Raw genomic sequence first — 16,516 nt, 5'->3', positions numbered from 1 at the left:
GGGCTGGAAAGTCAAAAGGTCTAGCGAAATGCAGGTGCGCGTGTTGGGGTGCTCAGGCGCCATCGCCAAGGACTGCCGCACGACCTCTTTCCTGGTCGACAGCGACCTGCTGGTCGACGCCGGCACCGGCGTCGGCGACCTCAGCCTCGACGAGATGGCCGGCATCGACGACGTGCTGCTCACTCACTCCCACCTCGACCACATCGCGGCACTGCCCCTGATGCTCGACGCCATCGCGAGCCGCCGCACCCGTCCGCTGCGCGTGCATGCGCTGTGCGCCACCATCGAGGCGCTGCGCGCCCATGTGTTCAACAACGTCATCTGGCCCGATTTCTCGAGCATCCCCAGCGTCGATTCGCCTTTCGTGCGCTTTCACAAGGTGGAGGTGGGCCAGCAGTTGCAACTGGGCACCCGCGCCCTCAAGCATGTCGAGGTGCTGCCCGCCGTGCACACCGTTCCGGCCTGCGGCTACGCCGTGCGTTCGGTGGCCGGCACCCGCCACTGGGTCTTCAGCGGCGACACCGAGCGCAACGCGCCCTTCTGGGAGCGCGTGAACCAGATCGACGTCGCCATGCTGGTGATCGAGACCGCCTTCAGCGACCGCGAGCAGGCGCTGGCGCAGCGCAGCCTGCATCTTTCACCCGCCACCCTGGCCGGAGAGCTGGCGCGGATCGCCCCGGGGCGGGACTATCCCATCTACATCACCCACACCAAGCCCGCCGAGACCGGGGAGATCATGAGCCAGATCGGCGGCGTGGTGGATGCGGCCGCGGTCGGCAGCGACGGCGCCCGGCGGCTGGACATTCGGTGGCTGCAGGCGGCGGGCGTGCTCCACATCTGACAGGGTGGGGCAGGGTGGTGACAAAAACGTCACCCCGCGTCGGGGCCGGGCAACAGTTTGTGTCACACGGTGTAACGCGAACGTGAACAAATGCACGAGGAAACGCTGGCACGGAGGCAAAACCAGGGTGGCACAGATGCTGCGGTTACATGAGCGCACCGGGGGCCTTCCTCGGGCCCCTCAACCAACCTGGAGTAAGCAAATGAACCGTCGGAACATCGCACGCAACGTGCAAAAGGGCTTCACCCTCATCGAACTGATGATCGTTGTGGCGATCATTGGTATCTTGGCCGCGATCGCGATTCCGCAGTACCAGACGTACATCGCCAAGTCGCAAGTGGCTCGCGCCATGGGCGAAACCGGCGCTCTGAAGACCGCCTACGAAGACTGCCTGAACAATGGAAAAGAAGCCGCGAATGCTTGCGATCTCGGCGCCACCAGCTCGGGCATCCTCACCTTCACCGCTCCGTTCACCTCGACGGCTGGCACCGCTCTCACCGCTCCCGTCGTGAACACGGCTGCGCTGACCACCACCGGCACGATCGCCGCACGCTTCGATGGCCAAGCGGCTGCGACTCTGAAGGGCGCCAATGCCACGATCACCTGGACCCGTAGTGCAGAAGGCAGCTGGATCTGCACGACGACCGCCGAGGCCAAGTACCGTCCCGCAGGCTGCGGCGCAGCAGCAGGCGGCGGCGGCGGCGGCAGCACCCCGGCCGGTTCCTAAGCCCTCTTGGCTCACACGAAAAGCCGCCTCCGGGCGGCTTTTCTTTTAGCTCAATGATGATCCTGCCGTGGGCGATTGGTGCGAAGCGATAAAGCTCAACATCTGAATCGCATCAGAATTAGTTCCAAACTGCAATCGCATATACAACGCCAATCGCGTCATTTGATGCACTAATGATCGACGAATTTCTATGAGCCGCGACAAGTTAATGCAGGCATCTCTGGCGTTGTTGGCCCTGTGCTTGCCAATGCTCCCGGCAATTGTGGCTGCTCATTTGCTCGGCTTTTATCGGCCTCTCTTCTGGTTGGAGTTTCTTGTTCTCTCGGCGCTTGTTGTTCGTCGAAATGCGTCTCTCTTTTGTGCCGTTCTCGCGCTGATCTGGATTGGTGACTTTCTGTTTGGGTTTGCCCAGATTAATTTGTCGCCAAACTACTCAGACGTGCTGGATCTCCTCACCTACTTGCCCTATGCAAACAAGGGTTGGTTGATCGGGGGCGCGGCGATCATTGTCGGATTGATTGCTTGGGGCGCCCTCTGTGTTTTTGTCTTCAAGCGCGTAGTCAATCGTCAGTTTTTGTTCATATGGTTGGTCCTGATTCTCGGTCTTGCCGTCTCCGTGCCGCGCCTCACGGGTTTTGAGCATGAGCGGCAAAGACTCTATCTGATTCAAGGGCAAAAGCTTGCGGGTTCATGGCTCATGGATACCGCTTTCATGCGCAACTCGCTGGGTTTTTACAATGAAGGCTATGCCCCGGATATTGGTCAGTTTCGACCCATAGCGCCGAGCGACTCGGCCGTCGCGACGCTTCTTAGTGGCAATCCACTTCCAGAGCGCCTTCTCGTCGTCGTCGTCGAATCGTGGGGCATGCCGACGCGAGACGACGAAATGCAGTTCTGGTTTGACATGTGGAAGCAGCCGGGAATCGAGTTGCTGCACCGGGGTGCCGTCAAATACCAGGGCGCCACCATGACTGCTGAATTTCGTGAGCTGTGCGGCTTTGTGCCGCTGAGCCTCAGAATCGACGATGTGCCAAACGGCGCAAACTGCCTTCCGCATAAATTGCGCGAACAGGGCTACCAGACCTCGGCATTTCATGGCGCGTCGGGCAAGATGTATCGCCGCGAAAGATGGTATCCCCAAATCGGTTTCAATAGCACCAAATTCATGTCCGATCTGAATGGGCGAGGTCGATGGTGCCAGAATGTCCCGGGAGTCTGCGACTACAGCATTGCAGACGAAGTCGTCGATTCGGCAACTGGAGAGAAGAAGGCGTTTACTTACTGGATGACATTGAATTCGCACACTCCATACAGTTTGGCAGACCTCAGTGAGCCGTCGGTCAAGGACGAAGTGTGCGGTGCTTTGAAGTTAAAGGAAGAGCGTTGCGATCACTCTGCATTGCTTTTTGATTTCATGCGATCGCTCCAGAAATCGCTTCGCCGCGAATCGGCAAATGGATTGACGGTGCTGCTGGTGGGAGACCACACGCCCAAATTCCTGAAAGGCAATGGACGCGACGAGTTCGAAGAGGATCGCGTTCCGTATTTGATTTTTCGTGTGAAGAATGAAGGCGGTGTCCCTTCACATTGAACGGCGTCAAGAAGTGGCTTTGCATGCCTTCTTGTAAAAATTTTTACCTCCCTCGTTGACGTGCATCGGATTCAAAATGATCAATCAGCGGCTCATCAAAGGTTTTACGCTCATCGAATTGATGATTGTTGTCGCAATCATCGGAATACTTGCGGCGATTGCCGTGCCTCAGTACCAGATCTATATCGGCAGGTCACAGGTCACTCGGGCCATTGCCGAGTCCGGGGCGCTCCGGCCCGCAGTCGAATCGTGCCTCCTCGAGGGCAAGACAGCCGTCGGTTCCGGCGTGGGCGAGTGCGACCCCCTGGCGACGGGCTCGCTTCTGCTGACCGGAAGCTCGCAGACAGGGGCTGTCCTTCCCGCGAATACCGGGGTTCCTCAAGTTCTCAATCCGATGACCGAGACGACGACGATCACGGCAACCTTCGGCGATCAAGCCCTGCATGACCTGAGACTCGCAGGTTCGAACACCGTCACCTGGACGCGCACATCAGACGGCTCCTGGACTTGCTCCAGCACGATCGAGGCGCGCTACGCACGCAGTGACTGCCCCGCGCCGTAACAGGCCATGAGCTGCTGGGGCGAAATCTAAAGAAGTAGCCCATGCATGGAAAACTGCTCATATTGAGAGCCGAGCACCGACGAAAGGGTTGGCGTCGCTGACGAGCGGTTACCACTTTTGGCGCACGGCGGTGACAATTTGTGACGTCCACTGGTAGGACTAAAGGGCATCGAAGTGCAAAAGAACAGATCTCAGCGCCGTCATACAAGCGGTTTCACGTTGGTCGAACTGATGGTCGCGGTGTCCATCATTGCGATCCTCGCGGCTGTCGCAATCCCGAGCTACAGCGACTACGTGCGACGAGGCCAGGTCGTCGAGGCAACGAATGCCTTGTCCGTCATGCGCGCCGACATGGAGCGGCACTTCCAGGACAACCGCACCTACAAGAAGGTCGGAACCTTCGTCCCGGCCTGTTCCACTGATCTCGCTGCTGCCAAGCGCACCTTCGGCAATTTCGTGCTGAGCTGCGATGGCGATGAGGCGCTGGGCGACACCACATACACGATCACCGCAGCCGGCAGCGGGCCAGTGGCGGGTGCTTCCTACACGATCGACCAGAGCAACGTCCGCGCGACCAAGGGCGTGCCCAACGGGTCGGGCTGGACCAGCGAATGCGCAACTTCCTGGATCATCAAGAAGGGGCAGGCGTGCTGACCCAGCCCCGTTCATCAAGGCGGCGCAGAGTCCGCGGCTTCACCATCGTTGAACTGATGGTTACCATCGCTCTCTTGAGCCTGTTGATGGCGGTCGCGGCGCCCTCGCTGTTCGCCTGGGTCCGCAACGCGAAGATCCGGACGGTCGCCGAGGGCCTGCAGAACGGTTTGCGGGTGGCACAGAACGAATCGCTGCGCCGCAGCCGGCAGGTTGTGTTCTCGCTCACCGACAGCAAGCTCGGCCCCACGGCTACCGCGGCCGACGCCAAGGCCGACGGCAACCATTGGGTGATCTTCGCGCTGCCTTCCATGGGCGCCGACGACAGCAGCGACGGCTTCGTCGAGGCCGGCGTGCTCACCGATGTCGCCTCGGGCGTGAAGATCAGCGGCCCGGGCGCCATCTGCTTCAACTCGGTCGGCAGGCTGATCGCCAACGAGGCCCAGACCCTCACGGACGTGACCGGCGGCGAGACCTGCGCCATCGACACGCCTCGCACCTACAACATCTCGCTCGACAGCGACGCCGATCGCAAGATGCGCGTCATCGTGTCTCCGGGTGGCCAGGTTCGCATGTGCGATCCGAACAAGGACATCACCAAGTTTTCGGATGGGTGCCCCCCATGAACAAGACTCAGCAATCAGGCATGCCCGCAAGCGGCCAGCGTGGCGTGGCAATGATCGAGGTGCTCATATCGGTCCTGCTCTTCTCCTTGGGCATCCTCGGGCTCATTGGTTTGCAGGCGCGCGCCGTGAGCCTGTCCGTCGATGCCGAAGACCGGAACCGCGCGGCGCTGCTCGCCAACGAAATCGTGACGCAGATGTGGCTGCACAAGACGGTGTCGTTGGACGAAGACATCACGAAACCTTGGGAGGACCGCGTCAAGGACCCCAAGACTGGCGGGCTGCCCAGTGGAAATCCGACGATCACGGTGACTGGAAAACAGGCTGACATCGAGATCAAGTGGTCGGCGCCGAACCAGGACGGCAAGGAAAGCCAACTGACCACGCGGGTGGTGCTGCCATGAAGAATCGTATGCCTCATCTCGCTTCGCAGCGCGGCCTGACGCTGGTCGAGTTGCTCGTGGCAATGGTCATTGGCCTGGTCGTCACGCTCGCAGTCACCAGCGTGGTCGTCATGGGCGAACAGCACAAGCGCACCACCACCGGCACCAATGACGCCAACCAGTCCGGCAACTACCTGGCCTATGTGTTCGACCGCGCCATTCGCAGTGCGGGCTCGGGCTTCGCCCAGGCCTGGAACCTTGGCGCCTTCGGCTGCACGCTGATCGTCGACAGAAACGGCAAACAGATTCTGCCGCGCGCGGATGCCTTTCCCGCGCCCTTCGCCTCGGTGCCTCAGACGCTCCAACTGGCCCCGTTGCTGATCGATCGCCCCGCCGAAGGCTCCGACGTCGTGATCGCGATGAGCGGCAATGCCGCATCGGGTGACATCGGCAGGCCGATCCGCTCGTCCGCTGGTGCGGACAACGTCCTGCGCATGAGCAACACGATCGGCTTGTCGGAGGGCGACATCGGGATCATCAGCCGCGAAGGCGTCGCGGATTGCCTGATCGAGCAGGTCAAGGGTGACGGCGCCGTCTTTGCCGATGCCGTGGGCAACGAAACCCTGCCGCTGGGTGGCCTCTACTACTCGACCGGCAGCGAGGCGCACTCGTTGACGGACCTGATCGACGGCGGCGGTGCCTACTTCACCACGCTGGGCCGGGCGGGCGCCAACAACGTCCAGTTCCAGATGTTCAGCGTCAACACGAGCCATGCGCTGGTGAGCTACGACCTGATGCTGACTTCGGGTGCGGTTGCGGATCCCGTGGCCGATCTCGACAAGAAGAACCAGCAGATGGTGTCCGACGGCGTGATCGAGATGCGCGCCCTGTACGGAATCGACTCCACCGGCGACGGCGTGTTCGACTCCTGGGTCGCGCCCTCGGGCGAATATGCCATCGACAAGATGATGGCGTCGCCGGCCAAGATGCGCCAGGTGATCGCGGTGCGCGTGGCAATGGTCGTTCGGAGCGGCACCTTCGAAAAGGAACCGATCTCTCCCGAAGGCATCGTGCTGTTCGGCGACCTTGCCGAAGCCCTGCACATCACGGTGCCGATCGATGACACGGGCAAGCACTTCCGCCATCGCGTCGTCGAAACCACGATCCCTCTTCGCAACATGCTGTTGCTTCCCCCATCATGAAGTCTCGTCAATTCGCCTCGCGAGGCCGCGAACGCGGCATCGTCCTGCTGTTCTGCCTGATCGTGCTGGTGATCCTGCTGGCCGGCGGTGTCGCGGTGGTGCGCTCGATGAACAGTTCGCTGTCGAGCGCCGGCAACATCGCCTTCAAGCGCGACCTGGTCAACCAGGGCGAGCAGGCGGTCGCCAAGGTGATGGCGCAGTTCGACGGCACCGGCATCCTTGCGAACGCGGCCGCATCGGCGGCGAACTCGAAGACCAACAACTACAGCGCCGTGACGCTGGAGACCAACGAACGCGGCGTTCCCCTCGCACTGCTGAGCAACAGCAAGTTCGATGCGGTGGGCACCTCGGCCAACGACATCGTCAACGACACGGCCAAGGTGACGATCCGCTACGTGATCGACCGGCTGTGCAATGCCGCGTCGACCTCGGCCACATTGGGCCAGGCGGGCTGTGTGTTTCCACCCTCCGCCAGCGAAGTACGCGGCGGCAGCAGCCAGGAGATGGGGACGCGCATTCCGCCGCCGCCTTCTTCCGTGTATCGCCTCAGCATGCGGGTCACGGGCCCGCGGGACACGCAGGTCTTCCTGCAGACCTCCTTTGCCAAACCAGACTGAACCACAAGCCGGGCTCGCCATGAACAACAACAACTTGCGCAACCTTGCACGCACCGCGCGCACCTGGGTCGCCGCCGGCGGCCTGCTGGCGCTGCAGACCGTCGCGATGGCAGCCACCAACCTGGCGGACGAGCCGGTGTTCGCCACCTCGCAGGTGCCGGGCAACCTGGCGCTCGCGCTGTCGGTGGAATGGCCCACGGCATCGCGCACGGCGCATGTGGGCGACTATTCGCGCAACAGCACGTTCCTGGGCTATTTCGATCCGAACAAGTGCTACGACTACGTCGTGAAGGACCCGGTGGCCAACAGCCGCTTCGAGCCGGTCTCGAAGACCGCCGACCACACCTGCGGTGGCAAGTGGAGCGGCAACTTCCTGAACTGGGCGGCTACGGCCACGATCGACCCGTTTCGCTGGGCAATGACCGGCGGGCGCCGCATCATCGATGGCCCCACCAAGGATGATGTCAGGACCGAAACCGTCCTTCAAAAGGGCTGGCATTCCGGACAGGGCCTTTTCCCCGATCGAACGGTGCCGAACAGCGAGATCGCAGGCGCCACGCCTTTCACCAACGCCAGCAAGCTCAACGTGTCGGTCAACGGCCGCGGCTTCGGCATGCGCCTGTCGACTTCGACAGGGTCGATGAAGGCAGAGTATTTCAACAGCTTCCCCAACCAGACCGGCACGCCGGTCGTCGTCGAAAACGACAACGCGGATCACAGTTGGGGCGAGGCGAGTCCGGCTCCCGGTGTCAATCAGAACTTCTCGTCCCGCTACACCGGCACCTACGTGGCACCGGTCACGGGCACGTACAGCTTCCGCGTCACGGGGGACGACGGTGTCCGCCTGACCGTCAACGGCGTGAGCCTGTTCGGCGAAACGGGATGGAAGGCCCAGGGTGCGACGGCCTACTACGGCACCGCTGACCTGACGGCAGGAACGAACTTCACTGTCCAGATCGATCACTACGACTCCGGCGGCGGCGCCGACATGCGGTTTGCGTGGAGAAGGCCCGGCAGCAACGACTACGTGACCTTCACGGACGACATCGGCAATTCGACCAATTACGACTACGTCATGAGCAACCTGGTCTGCGTTCCGGGTCTGCTCGAGTCCAACTGTGTGAAGTACGGGGACCACTGGAAGCCCGAAGGCCTGATCCAGGAGTATTCGCAGCGCATGCGCTTCAGCGCCTTCGGCTACCTCAACGACGACAACATGTACCGCGACGGCGGCGTCCTGCGGGCACGTCAGAAATTCGTCGGTCCGATGTCCCCGGTGCCGAACAAGCCGAGCGTCGAGAACACCCATGGCGAATGGGATCCGGTGACCGGCGTTCAGATCCAGAATCCCGACACCGCCGATGCCAGCGATGCGGATGAACCTGCAGCCTCGCGGCCGGATGCCAAGCTGACGATCTCGAACAGCGGCGTGATGAACTACCTGAACAAGTTCGGCCAGATCACGCCCGGCAACTACAAGGGCAACGACCCGGTCAGCGAGATGTACTACGCGGCACTGCGGTACTACCGCAACCTCGGCAACGTGCCCGAATGGTCGTCCATGGCGGGCACCGATCGCAATACGCGCAGGAAGTACCTGGACGGTTTCCCGGTTATCCGGAACTGGGACGATCCGATCCAGCATTCCTGCCAGCGCAACTTCGTGCTGGGCATCGGCGACATCTACACCCATGCCGACAAGAACGTTCCCGGCAATGCGAACTTCACGAAGGAACCCGCCGGGCTGCCGCAGAAGATCGTCGACGACAAGGGGGTCAACGCCGTCGACATGACCAACAAGGTCGGCGTCCTGCAGGGTATGGGCGCGGACCTCGGCACGCGCACCAACGTCTCGAGCGGCTGCTGCGACGACAACACGGCCATGATGGCGGGCCTGGCCTTCGACGCCAACACCCGGGACCTGCGTGACGACCTCAAGGGCAAGCAGACCGTGCGCACCTACTGGGTGGACGTGCTGGAACGGGCCTTTGAACCCAACAACCAGTTCTACCTTGCGGCCAAGTACGGCGGCATGCGCATTCCGGAAGACATCGACCCCTACTCGATGAAGCCCGCGGACATCCTGACCAAATGGTGGTCGACCTCCGGCGAGAAGGTCGGTAGCGGCAACACCGAGCGCGATCGCCCTGACAACTACTTCGAAGCGGGTCGTCCCGACACCATGGTGAAGGGCCTGACCGAGGCCTTCAAGAAGATCTCCAACGAGATCAAGGACTACACCACCTCGTTCTCTCTTTCCACGGTGCAGATTTCGTCGCTGGGCGCGTGGTCCTACGCGTCGCAGTACGACTCTGTGGCCTGGACCGGTGTGGTCACTGGCAACAATCTCAAGTTCAATGATGCGGGCGACCCGTTCTCCTCGCAGATCTGGAATACCGACACGACGCTGGGCAACCAGTTCAAGGTCACGCTCGACAAGGACAACAAGGTCGTTGCAAAAGGTTGGGATACGGGGCGCCGCGTCGTTACCTGGAACGGCTCTGCCGGAGCGCCTTTCCGATACGACTCGCTCACCGGTGCGCAGCAGTCGGCGCTCGATACGAGCTACACCACGGGCAACGACGCGTCCAAGTACGTCGAGTACCTGCGCGGCAGCCGGACCGACGAAAGAACCGAGGCCGACGCTTCGAAGTCCTATCGCCTGCGCGCCCAGTTGCTCGGCGACATCGTGAATTCCAAGGTGACCCCGGTCGGGCCGCCCCTCCTGGGCCTTTCGGAAGCCATCAATCCCGGCTATGCGGCATTCAAGAACACTTGGAAGGCGAGGACAACCATGGTCTTCGTCGGTGCCAACGACGGCATGCTGCACGCCTTCAAGGGCACGATGGACGACGCAGACAGCGGCACCGAACTGTTCGCCTATGTGCCCAGCTTCCTGTTCGCGAAGCCCGATGCGGCCGACAAGGACGGCCTGCTGGCCCAGCTCGGCAGCCCCGACTACAACCACCGTTTCTACGTCGATGCCACGCCCTTGTCATTCGACATCGACCTGAACTGGGCCGGCGGCACCTTCAAGACGACAAGCACTGCCGGAAGCTCCAACTGGCGCACGCTGCTGATCGGCGGCCTGGGCAAGGGTGGCAAGGGCTTCTATGCGCTCGACATCACCGACCCGAGCACCATGACTGGCGCCGAAGCCGACGTGGCCAAGAACGTGAAGTGGGAATTCACCGAAGAGACGATGGGCTACAGCTATGGCGCCCCGGTCGTGGTCAAGACGAAGAAGTACGGCTGGGTGGTGGTGTTCACCTCCGGCTACAACAGCAGCGACGGCAAGGGCCACCTGTACATCGTCAACCCCGATACCGGCGCACTGCTGCAGCGCATCGACACGCCGACGGCCGCCGACGGCATGGCGCAGGCGGCGGGCTTCATCGTCGACTTCAGCGACGGCACGGCCGACAGCATCTATGCCGGCGACCTGCAAGGCCAGTTGTGGCGCTTCGACCTGTCGCTGCCCAAGTCGAGTTCGCTCGACTATCCGGCGCCTGAACTGATCGCGACCATGGCGAAGGACGGCGTGGTGCAGCCGATCACGACCCAGCCGCTGATCGAGGTCCAGCCGCTGAGCAAGAAGCGCTTCGTGCTGTTCGGCACCGGCAAGCTGCTGCACACGGACGACCTCGCGCTGACCGACGAGCAGACCTTCTACGCGCTGATGGATGGCAACGGCGAATCGGGCGGCTTCAACAAGTCGACCACCTTGCCGGAGGGCGTGAGCTTCCCCATCACGCGTGACAACCTCACCGAGGTCGACAATCTGAAGCAGGGCGCGGGGCAGCTGCCAGCCAGTTCCATGGGCTGGTACGCCAACCTCGGCTACGACGAGGCCGGCACGACCGCCCTGCGGCTGGTTTCCAACCCCACGTCGTACAGCGGCATCGTGGCCTTTGCGAGCCTGCAGACCGAAGGCGATGCCTGTGCGCCGAGCGGCGTGAGCCAGATTTACGCGCTCGACCTGGCGACCGGCAAGACCGTGCTCATCGACGGCGAGGCCTTCCATGTCAGTGCATCGGCCGTGACCGACCTGAAGTTCCTGAGCGTGGACGGCAAGGTGAAACTGGTCGCCGGCGACGTGGCCGGCGGACTGAAGAACATCGGCGTGACGATCCCCGGCGCCCTGGGCCTGCGGATGCTCAACTGGCGTGAAGTGCCGACGGTGGATTGAGTCGGCAATCTCAAATGACCAAGGGCGCGCAGTTTGTTTGGCGCGCCCTTTGGCTTTGAGACGTCGTGCAAGGATGCGTCGCGGGCGGACGCAGGCCTTTCACACCGTTACGTAGCTCCCCGACTTCCCCCCATGCTTCTCCAGCACACGCACGTCGGTGATCCGCATCCCCCGATCCACCGCCTTGCACATGTCGTAGATCGTCAGAAGGGCCACCTGCACGGCCGTCAGGGCCTCCATCTCGACGCCGGTCGGGCCGACGGTCTCGACGGTGGCGGTGCAGGCCACCTGGGGCACCTCGCCCTCGACCAGCGCGAAGGCCACAGCCACGCGGGTCAGCGCCAGCGGATGGCACAGGGGGATCAGGTCGCTGGTCTTCTTGGCCGCCTGGATGCCCGCGATGCGTGCGATGCCGAGCACGTCGCCCTTCTTGGCGGTGCCTGATTCGATCAGGGCCAGGGTGGAGGCCAGCATCTCGATGCGGCCTGTGGCCACGGCCACGCGGTGGGTGGCGGGCTTGGCCGCGACATCGACCATGTGCGCCTGGCCCTGGGCATCGAAATGGGTGAGTGAACTCATCTGTGAACGTTCCGCGGAGTGCCGCATCATACGGGGCTGAGCCATGGACGAGGAATGCCGCGCTTGACTCCCAGAAAACCCCTCCGCCGCCTGCTGCGCGGCCTCTGCACGGGGCTGCTGATCGCCGCCCAGGTGGCGCTGCCGCTGCGCGCCCAGGCCCAGCAGCTGCCCGGCATGGGCGATGGCGGCGAGATGACCGCCAGCGCCGAACGCGCGCTCGGCGACCAGATCGCGCGCGAGCTCTACCGCGACCCCGACTACACCGACGACCCGGTGCTGGTCGAGTACGTGCAGGACATCTGGCAGCGGCTGCTCGCCGCCGCGCGCGTGCGCGGGGAGCTCACGCCCGAGCTCGACGAGCGCTTCGCCTGGACCATCCTGCTGGGCCGCGACCGCAACATCAACGCCTTCGCGCTGCCGGGCGGCTACCTGGGCCTCAACCTGGGCCTGATCGCGGTCATCGGCAGCCGCGACGAGCTCGCCACCGTGCTGGGCCACGAGCTCTCGCACGTCACTCAGCGTCACATCGCGCGGATGATGACCAAGCAGAGCCAGCAGCTGCCGCTGATGCTGGCCGGCCTGATCCTCGGCGTCATCGCCGCCTCCAAGAGCCGCAACGGCGATGCCGGCCAGGCCGTGATCATGGGCAGCCAGGCCGCTTTCATGCAGAACCAGCTGAGCTTCTCGCGCGACATGGAGCGCGAAGCCGACCGCGTCGGCTTCGGCGTCATGTCGCAGGCCGGCTATGCCCCGCAGGGCGCGGCCGCGATGTTCGAGAAGCTGCAGTACGCCTCGCGCCTCAACGACAACGGCTCCTACCCCTACCTGCGCAGCCACCCGCTCAACTCCGAGCGCATCGCCGACATGCAGTCGCGCTTCCAGCTCCAGCCCGGCACCGCGACCGGCGTGCCGCTGCTGATGGACCAGGCCATGATCTCGGCGCGCGCGCGCGTGCTCACGCGGCCCGGTGTCGACGTGCTGAGGCTCTGGGTCGATTCGGCCAACAGCACCGACATGGCGCGCACCTCGCCCGCGCAGCAGGCCGGCACGCTCTACGCGGCGGCGCTGTCGGCCAGCGAGCTGCGCGACTTCAAGGCTGCGCGCGGGCTGGCGCAGCGGCTCGTCGTGCGCACCGCGGGCGATGCGCCGGCGTCGCGGCTGGCGCGCCTGCTCTCGGCCGAGATCGAGCTGGCGGCCGGTTCCGCGCCGGCCGCCGCAGCGCTGCTCGATCCGAAGACAAGGGAAAGGCCCGAGATGATGCTGTCGGCCCAGGTCGCCGTGGCCACGCGCAACCCGGCGCCGATGATTCCGGTGCTGCGCGACTGGGTGGCGACCCATCCGCGCGATGCCAGCGCCTGGCGCATGCTGGCCAACCTCTATGGCGCGAACAACAACGCGATCAGCGCCGTGCGCGCCGATGCCGAGGCCAATGTGGCGGCGCTCGATCTCCAGGCTGCGCGCGACCGCTTCAAGGCGGCACAGGACCTGGTGCGCAGGAGCATGCAGGGCGATGCCGGCGCGCCGCCGGTCGACCACTACGAGGCCTCGATCGTCGACACGCGGGCCCGCGCGGTCGAAGCCCAGCTCAGGGAACAGCTGGCCGAGCAGAAGCAGCAGAGCCGCTGAAGGAAGAAGGCACCGGCCGGTGCAAAGGAAAAGGGCCCGCGGGCCCTTTCTTTTCGCTACGCGCGCGGCGCCGTCAGGCGGGCTTGCGGGTGAACAGCTCGCCGAGAGCGGCCCCGATCAGCATGCGCAGCACCGAATAGATCAGCGAGCCCACCAGCGCCGCGAGGAAGCTGTTGACGTGGAAGCCCGACATCAGCCCCGAGGCGGCCCAGAACAGCAGGGCGTTGATGATGAACAGGAACAGGCCGAAGGTGACGACGGTCACGGGCAGCGTGAGCACCACCAGCACGGGCCGCACGAACATGTTGAGCAGCCCGATCACGGCCGCCGCGATCAGCGCCGAGGTGTAGCTCGTGACCTGGACGCCGCTGTAGAGATAGGCCACCGCCAGCAGCGCGAGCGCGCTGAGCAGCCACTTGATGAGGAGTCGCATGCGTGGGGAAGTGCTTCGCTACTCGGACAGCTCGTTGGCCAGCACCAGCAGCGCGCCCATGCCCAGCATCGCGCCGGGCAGCGCCCAGCCCGACTGTCCGGCCGGCGCGACGTCGGGCGCCACGGGCTCGAGGTCGACGCCGATCTTCGGACGCCGCGCATCGACCACGCGGGCCGCGCCGTGCTCCAGCTTGAGCCGCTGCGTCAGCTCGGGCAGCGGTCCCTTCGCCAGCACGGTCGTCACCTGCGCACCACCCACCGACAGCAACGGCAGCAGTTGTTCCTGCACCTTGGAGAGCCACTTGGCGCGCCAGTTCTCGCGCGCGCTGTGGCTCACCCACTTGCTGATGCGATGCGTCATGCGCGGCGCGCAGGCCACCAGCACCCACTGGCCCGGGGCCGCCACGCCGGGCTCGGCCGGAGCCCGGGCCAGGAACTCGCGCGCATAGGCCGCGTCGTCCACATACAGAATGACCTTGTCCATGGTTGCTCCTTCTGGGTTGTTTGAATAGGCAGAGGCATCGAGGAAAGATCAGGCCGCGACCGTGTCGGTCGGCTTCGGGCGGCGCGACGCCACCCACTTGCCGATTGCGAGCACCAGCAGTGCACCGATGACGCCGGCGGCATAGCGCACCACGTCGGTCTGCGGCAGCTTCGGCACCCAGTTCCAGGCCGCCGTGTTGGCGATTGCCGGATCGGACACCGCCATCGTGCCGGCGATCCAGCCCAGCAGCATGCCGCCCACGGTGATGATGATCGGGAAGCGGTCCATCAGCTTGATGACCAGCTGGCTGCCCCAGACGATGATCGGGATGCTCACGAGCAGGCCGAAGATGACCAGCGGCATCTGGTGGCCTTCGCCGGCGCCTTGTGCGGCACCTGCGATCGCGATCACGTTGTCGACGCTCATCACGAGGTCGGCCACGATCACGGTCTTGACGGCAGCCCAGAGCTTGTCGCTGGCAGCGATGTTGCCGTGTGCGTCATCGTGCTCGGGCGCCAGCAGCTTGACGCCGATCCACAGCAGCAGGACGGCGCCGGCGAGCTTCAGGAACGGGATCGCGAGCAGGGTGAGCGCGAAGAAGATCAGGATCACGCGCAGGATGATGGCGCCGGCGGTGCCCCACAGGATGCCCTTGGTGCGTTGCGCGGGTGGCAGCTTGCGGCAGGCGAGCGCAATGACCACGGCATTGTCGCCACCCAGCAGGATGTCGATCATGATGATCTGGCCGACCGCGACCCAGAATTCGGGGGCTAGGAATTGTTCCATTCAGTTCTCTCTCATTTCGTTTCACTCCCGCTCGCGTGGATCGGATGAGGCGTTGGACGAGAGAACCTGGTCTCCGGGAGGCTGGCCGCAACGCTTCGATCAAACCCACGAGAGGGCTCACATCGAAGGTCTCGCATGACAGCACGCGGCTGCCCGACAGGCCGGAAGTGTTTTGCTTCGTATTGACGACCTGGCGAACCCACTCCTTCGGAGCAAGCGGGAGCTACTCCCCTTCGTGGGCGCGATTAGAGCATCGCGGCCCGGTCGTGGCAACCTGCGCGCACCGGGCGCTTAAATGAAACGCGTCTGGATGCCGCGTGGATAAAGGAGCCGATGCTTCGAAATTCATAGCGTCCAATTCCCCCAATGTCGTCGGGACATTGGCCGGACTATGATCCCCGGCTCCCTTTTTCTCGCTTTTCATGGCTGCCATTCACATCACGGACATCGAGGCCGCCATCAACTACTGGCGCGAGCGCAAGCCCTCGCCCGACGGCGTCACGCTGGCGCCCGAACTGCGCGCGCTGGCCGAGGTCTATGCGCTGATGGTCTTCCACCACGAGGACGAGGTCGACGAGGTCGGCTTTCCGGCCGAGGCCTGGGAGGCCTGGCTGACCTGGTACCGGAGCACGCCGGACACGCCCTGCATCGCGATCTGCTCCACCAGCCAGGGCGACGACGAATGCAAGGGTTGCGGACGCAGCTTCGACGAGGTGCAGCACTGGCCTGCGATGACGCCGGCCGAGAAGCGCTCGACCTGGCGCCGCATCACCATGGAAGACAGCGCCTGGCGCTTCAACAGGTATGCCGAACGTGTGCGCGAGGCGGTGCAGGCGCAGCCCGCCGAAGCGTCCCCCCCTCCGGACGCCCGGCCGCCGGACGCGGCCCCGGCCGACTGATTGCGTCCTGCGATGCGTCGCCTCGCACAAGCGCCGAATCTCGCGATCGCCACGCTGTGGACGCAGATGCTGCGCGACGACGGCATCGACGCATCGGTGCAGCGCGAGTTTCTCGGCGCCGCGGTCGGCCAGTTGCCGCCGGACCAGTGCCTGCCCGAGATCTGGGTCGAGGACGACGACCAGTTCGCGCTCGCCGAGCGCCTGCTTCACGCCCTGCGCCATCGGCCGCAGCGCCGCTGGTTCTGCAGCTGCGGCGAACTGGTCGAGGGCGGCTTCGAGCAGTGCTGGCAATGCGGCGCGATGGAGCCGCCCGCCGCCGGATGA

17 protein-coding genes are annotated in these 16,516 nt (G+C 64.1%); 13 read left to right on the top strand and 4 right to left on the bottom strand.

Annotated features, from left to right (window positions below; all coding sequences use genetic code 11):
• Positions 1-28 precede the first annotated feature (28 nt).
• The 10 genes from QTH87_RS16990 to QTH87_RS16945 all read left to right on the top strand — a co-directional run bounded on the left by QTH87_RS16990 (position 29) and on the right by QTH87_RS16945 (position 11,386).
• Positions 29-841 carry a 3',5'-cyclic-nucleotide phosphodiesterase gene (locus tag QTH87_RS16990; RefSeq protein ID WP_286610809.1) on the top strand — a complete coding sequence of 271 codons (813 nt, stop codon included), beginning with the start codon at positions 29-31 and terminating at the stop codon, positions 839-841.
• A 202-nt stretch (positions 842-1,043) separates the two neighbouring features.
• A complete protein-coding gene (locus QTH87_RS16985; RefSeq protein ID WP_286610808.1) occupies positions 1,044-1,568 on the top strand; it encodes a pilin in 525 nt (174 codons plus the stop codon).
• Positions 1,569-1,758: 190 nt separating this feature from the next.
• A complete protein-coding gene (locus tag QTH87_RS16980; protein WP_286610807.1) occupies positions 1,759-3,159 on the top strand; it encodes a sulfatase-like hydrolase/transferase in 1,401 nt (466 codons plus the stop codon).
• Between the two features lie 76 nt (positions 3,160-3,235).
• Complete coding sequence (locus QTH87_RS16975; protein WP_286610806.1) at positions 3,236-3,721, top strand: pilin; 486 nt, start codon at positions 3,236-3,238, stop codon at positions 3,719-3,721.
• Between the two features lie 174 nt (positions 3,722-3,895).
• A complete protein-coding gene (locus QTH87_RS16970) occupies positions 3,896-4,375 on the top strand; it encodes a type IV pilin protein (RefSeq protein ID WP_286610805.1) in 480 nt (159 codons plus the stop codon).
• Positions 4,333-4,998 carry a GspH/FimT family pseudopilin gene (locus QTH87_RS16965; protein WP_286610804.1) on the top strand — a complete coding sequence of 222 codons (666 nt, stop codon included), beginning with the start codon at positions 4,333-4,335 and terminating at the stop codon, positions 4,996-4,998. Before QTH87_RS16970 ends, QTH87_RS16965 begins: the two co-directional genes overlap by 43 nt.
• Positions 4,995-5,399, top strand: coding sequence for a type IV pilus modification protein PilV (gene pilV, locus QTH87_RS16960; protein WP_286610803.1), 405 nt, complete (start codon positions 4,995-4,997; stop codon positions 5,397-5,399). Before QTH87_RS16965 ends, pilV begins: the two co-directional genes overlap by 4 nt.
• Before the next feature lie 8 nt (positions 5,400-5,407).
• Positions 5,408-6,580, top strand: coding sequence for a PilW family protein (locus QTH87_RS16955; protein WP_286610802.1), 1,173 nt, complete (start codon positions 5,408-5,410; stop codon positions 6,578-6,580).
• Positions 6,577-7,197, top strand: coding sequence for a hypothetical protein (locus tag QTH87_RS16950; RefSeq protein WP_286610801.1), 621 nt, complete (start codon positions 6,577-6,579; stop codon positions 7,195-7,197). Before QTH87_RS16955 ends, QTH87_RS16950 begins: the two co-directional genes overlap by 4 nt.
• Before the next feature lie 19 nt (positions 7,198-7,216).
• Positions 7,217-11,386 (top strand): PilC/PilY family type IV pilus protein, encoded by a 4,170-nt coding sequence (locus QTH87_RS16945; RefSeq protein WP_286610800.1) that lies wholly within the window; start codon positions 7,217-7,219, stop codon positions 11,384-11,386.
• Between the two features lie 99 nt (positions 11,387-11,485).
• Here the strand turns inward: QTH87_RS16945 and moaC are convergent, their stop codons facing one another.
• Positions 11,486-11,965: a cyclic pyranopterin monophosphate synthase MoaC gene (gene moaC, locus QTH87_RS16940; protein ID WP_286610799.1), complete on the bottom strand. Its 480-nt coding sequence runs from the start codon at positions 11,963-11,965 to the stop codon at positions 11,486-11,488.
• Positions 11,966-12,019: 54 nt separating this feature from the next.
• Between moaC and QTH87_RS16935 the strand changes: the two genes are divergently transcribed.
• On the top strand, positions 12,020-13,591 hold the full coding sequence (locus QTH87_RS16935; protein ID WP_286610798.1) for a M48 family metalloprotease: 1,572 nt from the start codon (positions 12,020-12,022) through the stop codon (positions 13,589-13,591).
• 73 nt (positions 13,592-13,664) lie between these two features.
• Here the strand turns inward: QTH87_RS16935 and QTH87_RS16930 are convergent, their stop codons facing one another.
• From QTH87_RS16930 to QTH87_RS16920, 3 genes are read right to left on the bottom strand one after another with little or no spacing between them, the layout of a single operon-like run.
• Positions 13,665-14,024, bottom strand: coding sequence for a phage holin family protein (locus QTH87_RS16930; protein WP_286610797.1), 360 nt, complete (start codon positions 14,022-14,024; stop codon positions 13,665-13,667).
• An 18-nt stretch (positions 14,025-14,042) separates the two neighbouring features.
• Positions 14,043-14,507 carry a hypothetical protein gene (locus QTH87_RS16925; protein WP_286610795.1) on the bottom strand — a complete coding sequence of 155 codons (465 nt, stop codon included), beginning with the start codon at positions 14,505-14,507 and terminating at the stop codon, positions 14,043-14,045.
• Positions 14,508-14,555: 48 nt separating this feature from the next.
• Positions 14,556-15,293, bottom strand: coding sequence for a TerC family protein (locus QTH87_RS16920; protein WP_286610794.1), 738 nt, complete (start codon positions 15,291-15,293; stop codon positions 14,556-14,558).
• Between the two features lie 422 nt (positions 15,294-15,715).
• On the opposite strand from QTH87_RS16920, the gene QTH87_RS16915 reads away from it, so the two are divergent.
• Together QTH87_RS16915 and QTH87_RS16910 are read left to right on the top strand one after the other, a co-directional pair.
• On the top strand, positions 15,716-16,192 hold the full coding sequence (locus QTH87_RS16915; RefSeq protein ID WP_286610792.1) for a DUF3717 domain-containing protein: 477 nt from the start codon (positions 15,716-15,718) through the stop codon (positions 16,190-16,192).
• 12 nt (positions 16,193-16,204) lie between these two features.
• Positions 16,205-16,516, top strand: a complete 312-nt coding sequence (locus QTH87_RS16910) for a putative signal transducing protein (protein ID WP_286610790.1) — start codon at positions 16,205-16,207, stop codon at positions 16,514-16,516.

Source organism: Variovorax jilinensis (assembly GCF_030316885.1).
In the GTDB taxonomy this organism is placed as follows: Bacteria; Pseudomonadota; Gammaproteobacteria; order Burkholderiales; family Burkholderiaceae_C; genus Variovorax; species Variovorax jilinensis.
This window is presented reverse-complemented; position numbering and strand designations above follow the sequence as displayed.

What these genes read in the sequence shown, in the direction of transcription:
- QTH87_RS16990 (WP_286610809.1), top strand. Translation starts at nt 29, where the DNA reads ATGCAGGTGCGCGTGTTGGGGTGCTCAGGCGCCATCGCCAAGGACTGC.
- QTH87_RS16985 (WP_286610808.1), top strand. Translation starts at nt 1,044, where the DNA reads ATGAACCGTCGGAACATCGCACGCAACGTGCAAAAGGGCTTCACCCTC.
- QTH87_RS16980 (WP_286610807.1), top strand. Translation starts at nt 1,759, where the DNA reads ATGAGCCGCGACAAGTTAATGCAGGCATCTCTGGCGTTGTTGGCCCTG.
- QTH87_RS16975 (WP_286610806.1), top strand. Translation starts at nt 3,236, where the DNA reads ATGATCAATCAGCGGCTCATCAAAGGTTTTACGCTCATCGAATTGATG.
- QTH87_RS16965 (WP_286610804.1), top strand. Translation starts at nt 4,333, where the DNA reads ATGCGCAACTTCCTGGATCATCAAGAAGGGGCAGGCGTGCTGACCCAG.
- pilV (WP_286610803.1), top strand. Translation starts at nt 4,995, where the DNA reads ATGAACAAGACTCAGCAATCAGGCATGCCCGCAAGCGGCCAGCGTGGC.
- QTH87_RS16955 (WP_286610802.1), top strand. Translation starts at nt 5,408, where the DNA reads ATGCCTCATCTCGCTTCGCAGCGCGGCCTGACGCTGGTCGAGTTGCTC.
- QTH87_RS16950 (WP_286610801.1), top strand. Translation starts at nt 6,577, where the DNA reads ATGAAGTCTCGTCAATTCGCCTCGCGAGGCCGCGAACGCGGCATCGTC.
- QTH87_RS16945 (WP_286610800.1), top strand. Translation starts at nt 7,217, where the DNA reads ATGAACAACAACAACTTGCGCAACCTTGCACGCACCGCGCGCACCTGG.
- moaC (WP_286610799.1), bottom strand. Translation starts at nt 11,965, where the DNA reads ATGAGTTCACTCACCCATTTCGATGCCCAGGGCCAGGCGCACATGGTC.
- QTH87_RS16935 (WP_286610798.1), top strand. Translation starts at nt 12,020, where the DNA reads ATGCCGCGCTTGACTCCCAGAAAACCCCTCCGCCGCCTGCTGCGCGGC.
- QTH87_RS16930 (WP_286610797.1), bottom strand. Translation starts at nt 14,024, where the DNA reads ATGCGACTCCTCATCAAGTGGCTGCTCAGCGCGCTCGCGCTGCTGGCG.
- QTH87_RS16925 (WP_286610795.1), bottom strand. Translation starts at nt 14,507, where the DNA reads ATGGACAAGGTCATTCTGTATGTGGACGACGCGGCCTATGCGCGCGAG.
- QTH87_RS16920 (WP_286610794.1), bottom strand. Translation starts at nt 15,293, where the DNA reads ATGGAACAATTCCTAGCCCCCGAATTCTGGGTCGCGGTCGGCCAGATC.
- QTH87_RS16915 (WP_286610792.1), top strand. Translation starts at nt 15,716, where the DNA reads ATGGCTGCCATTCACATCACGGACATCGAGGCCGCCATCAACTACTGG.
- QTH87_RS16910 (WP_286610790.1), top strand. Translation starts at nt 16,205, where the DNA reads ATGCGTCGCCTCGCACAAGCGCCGAATCTCGCGATCGCCACGCTGTGG.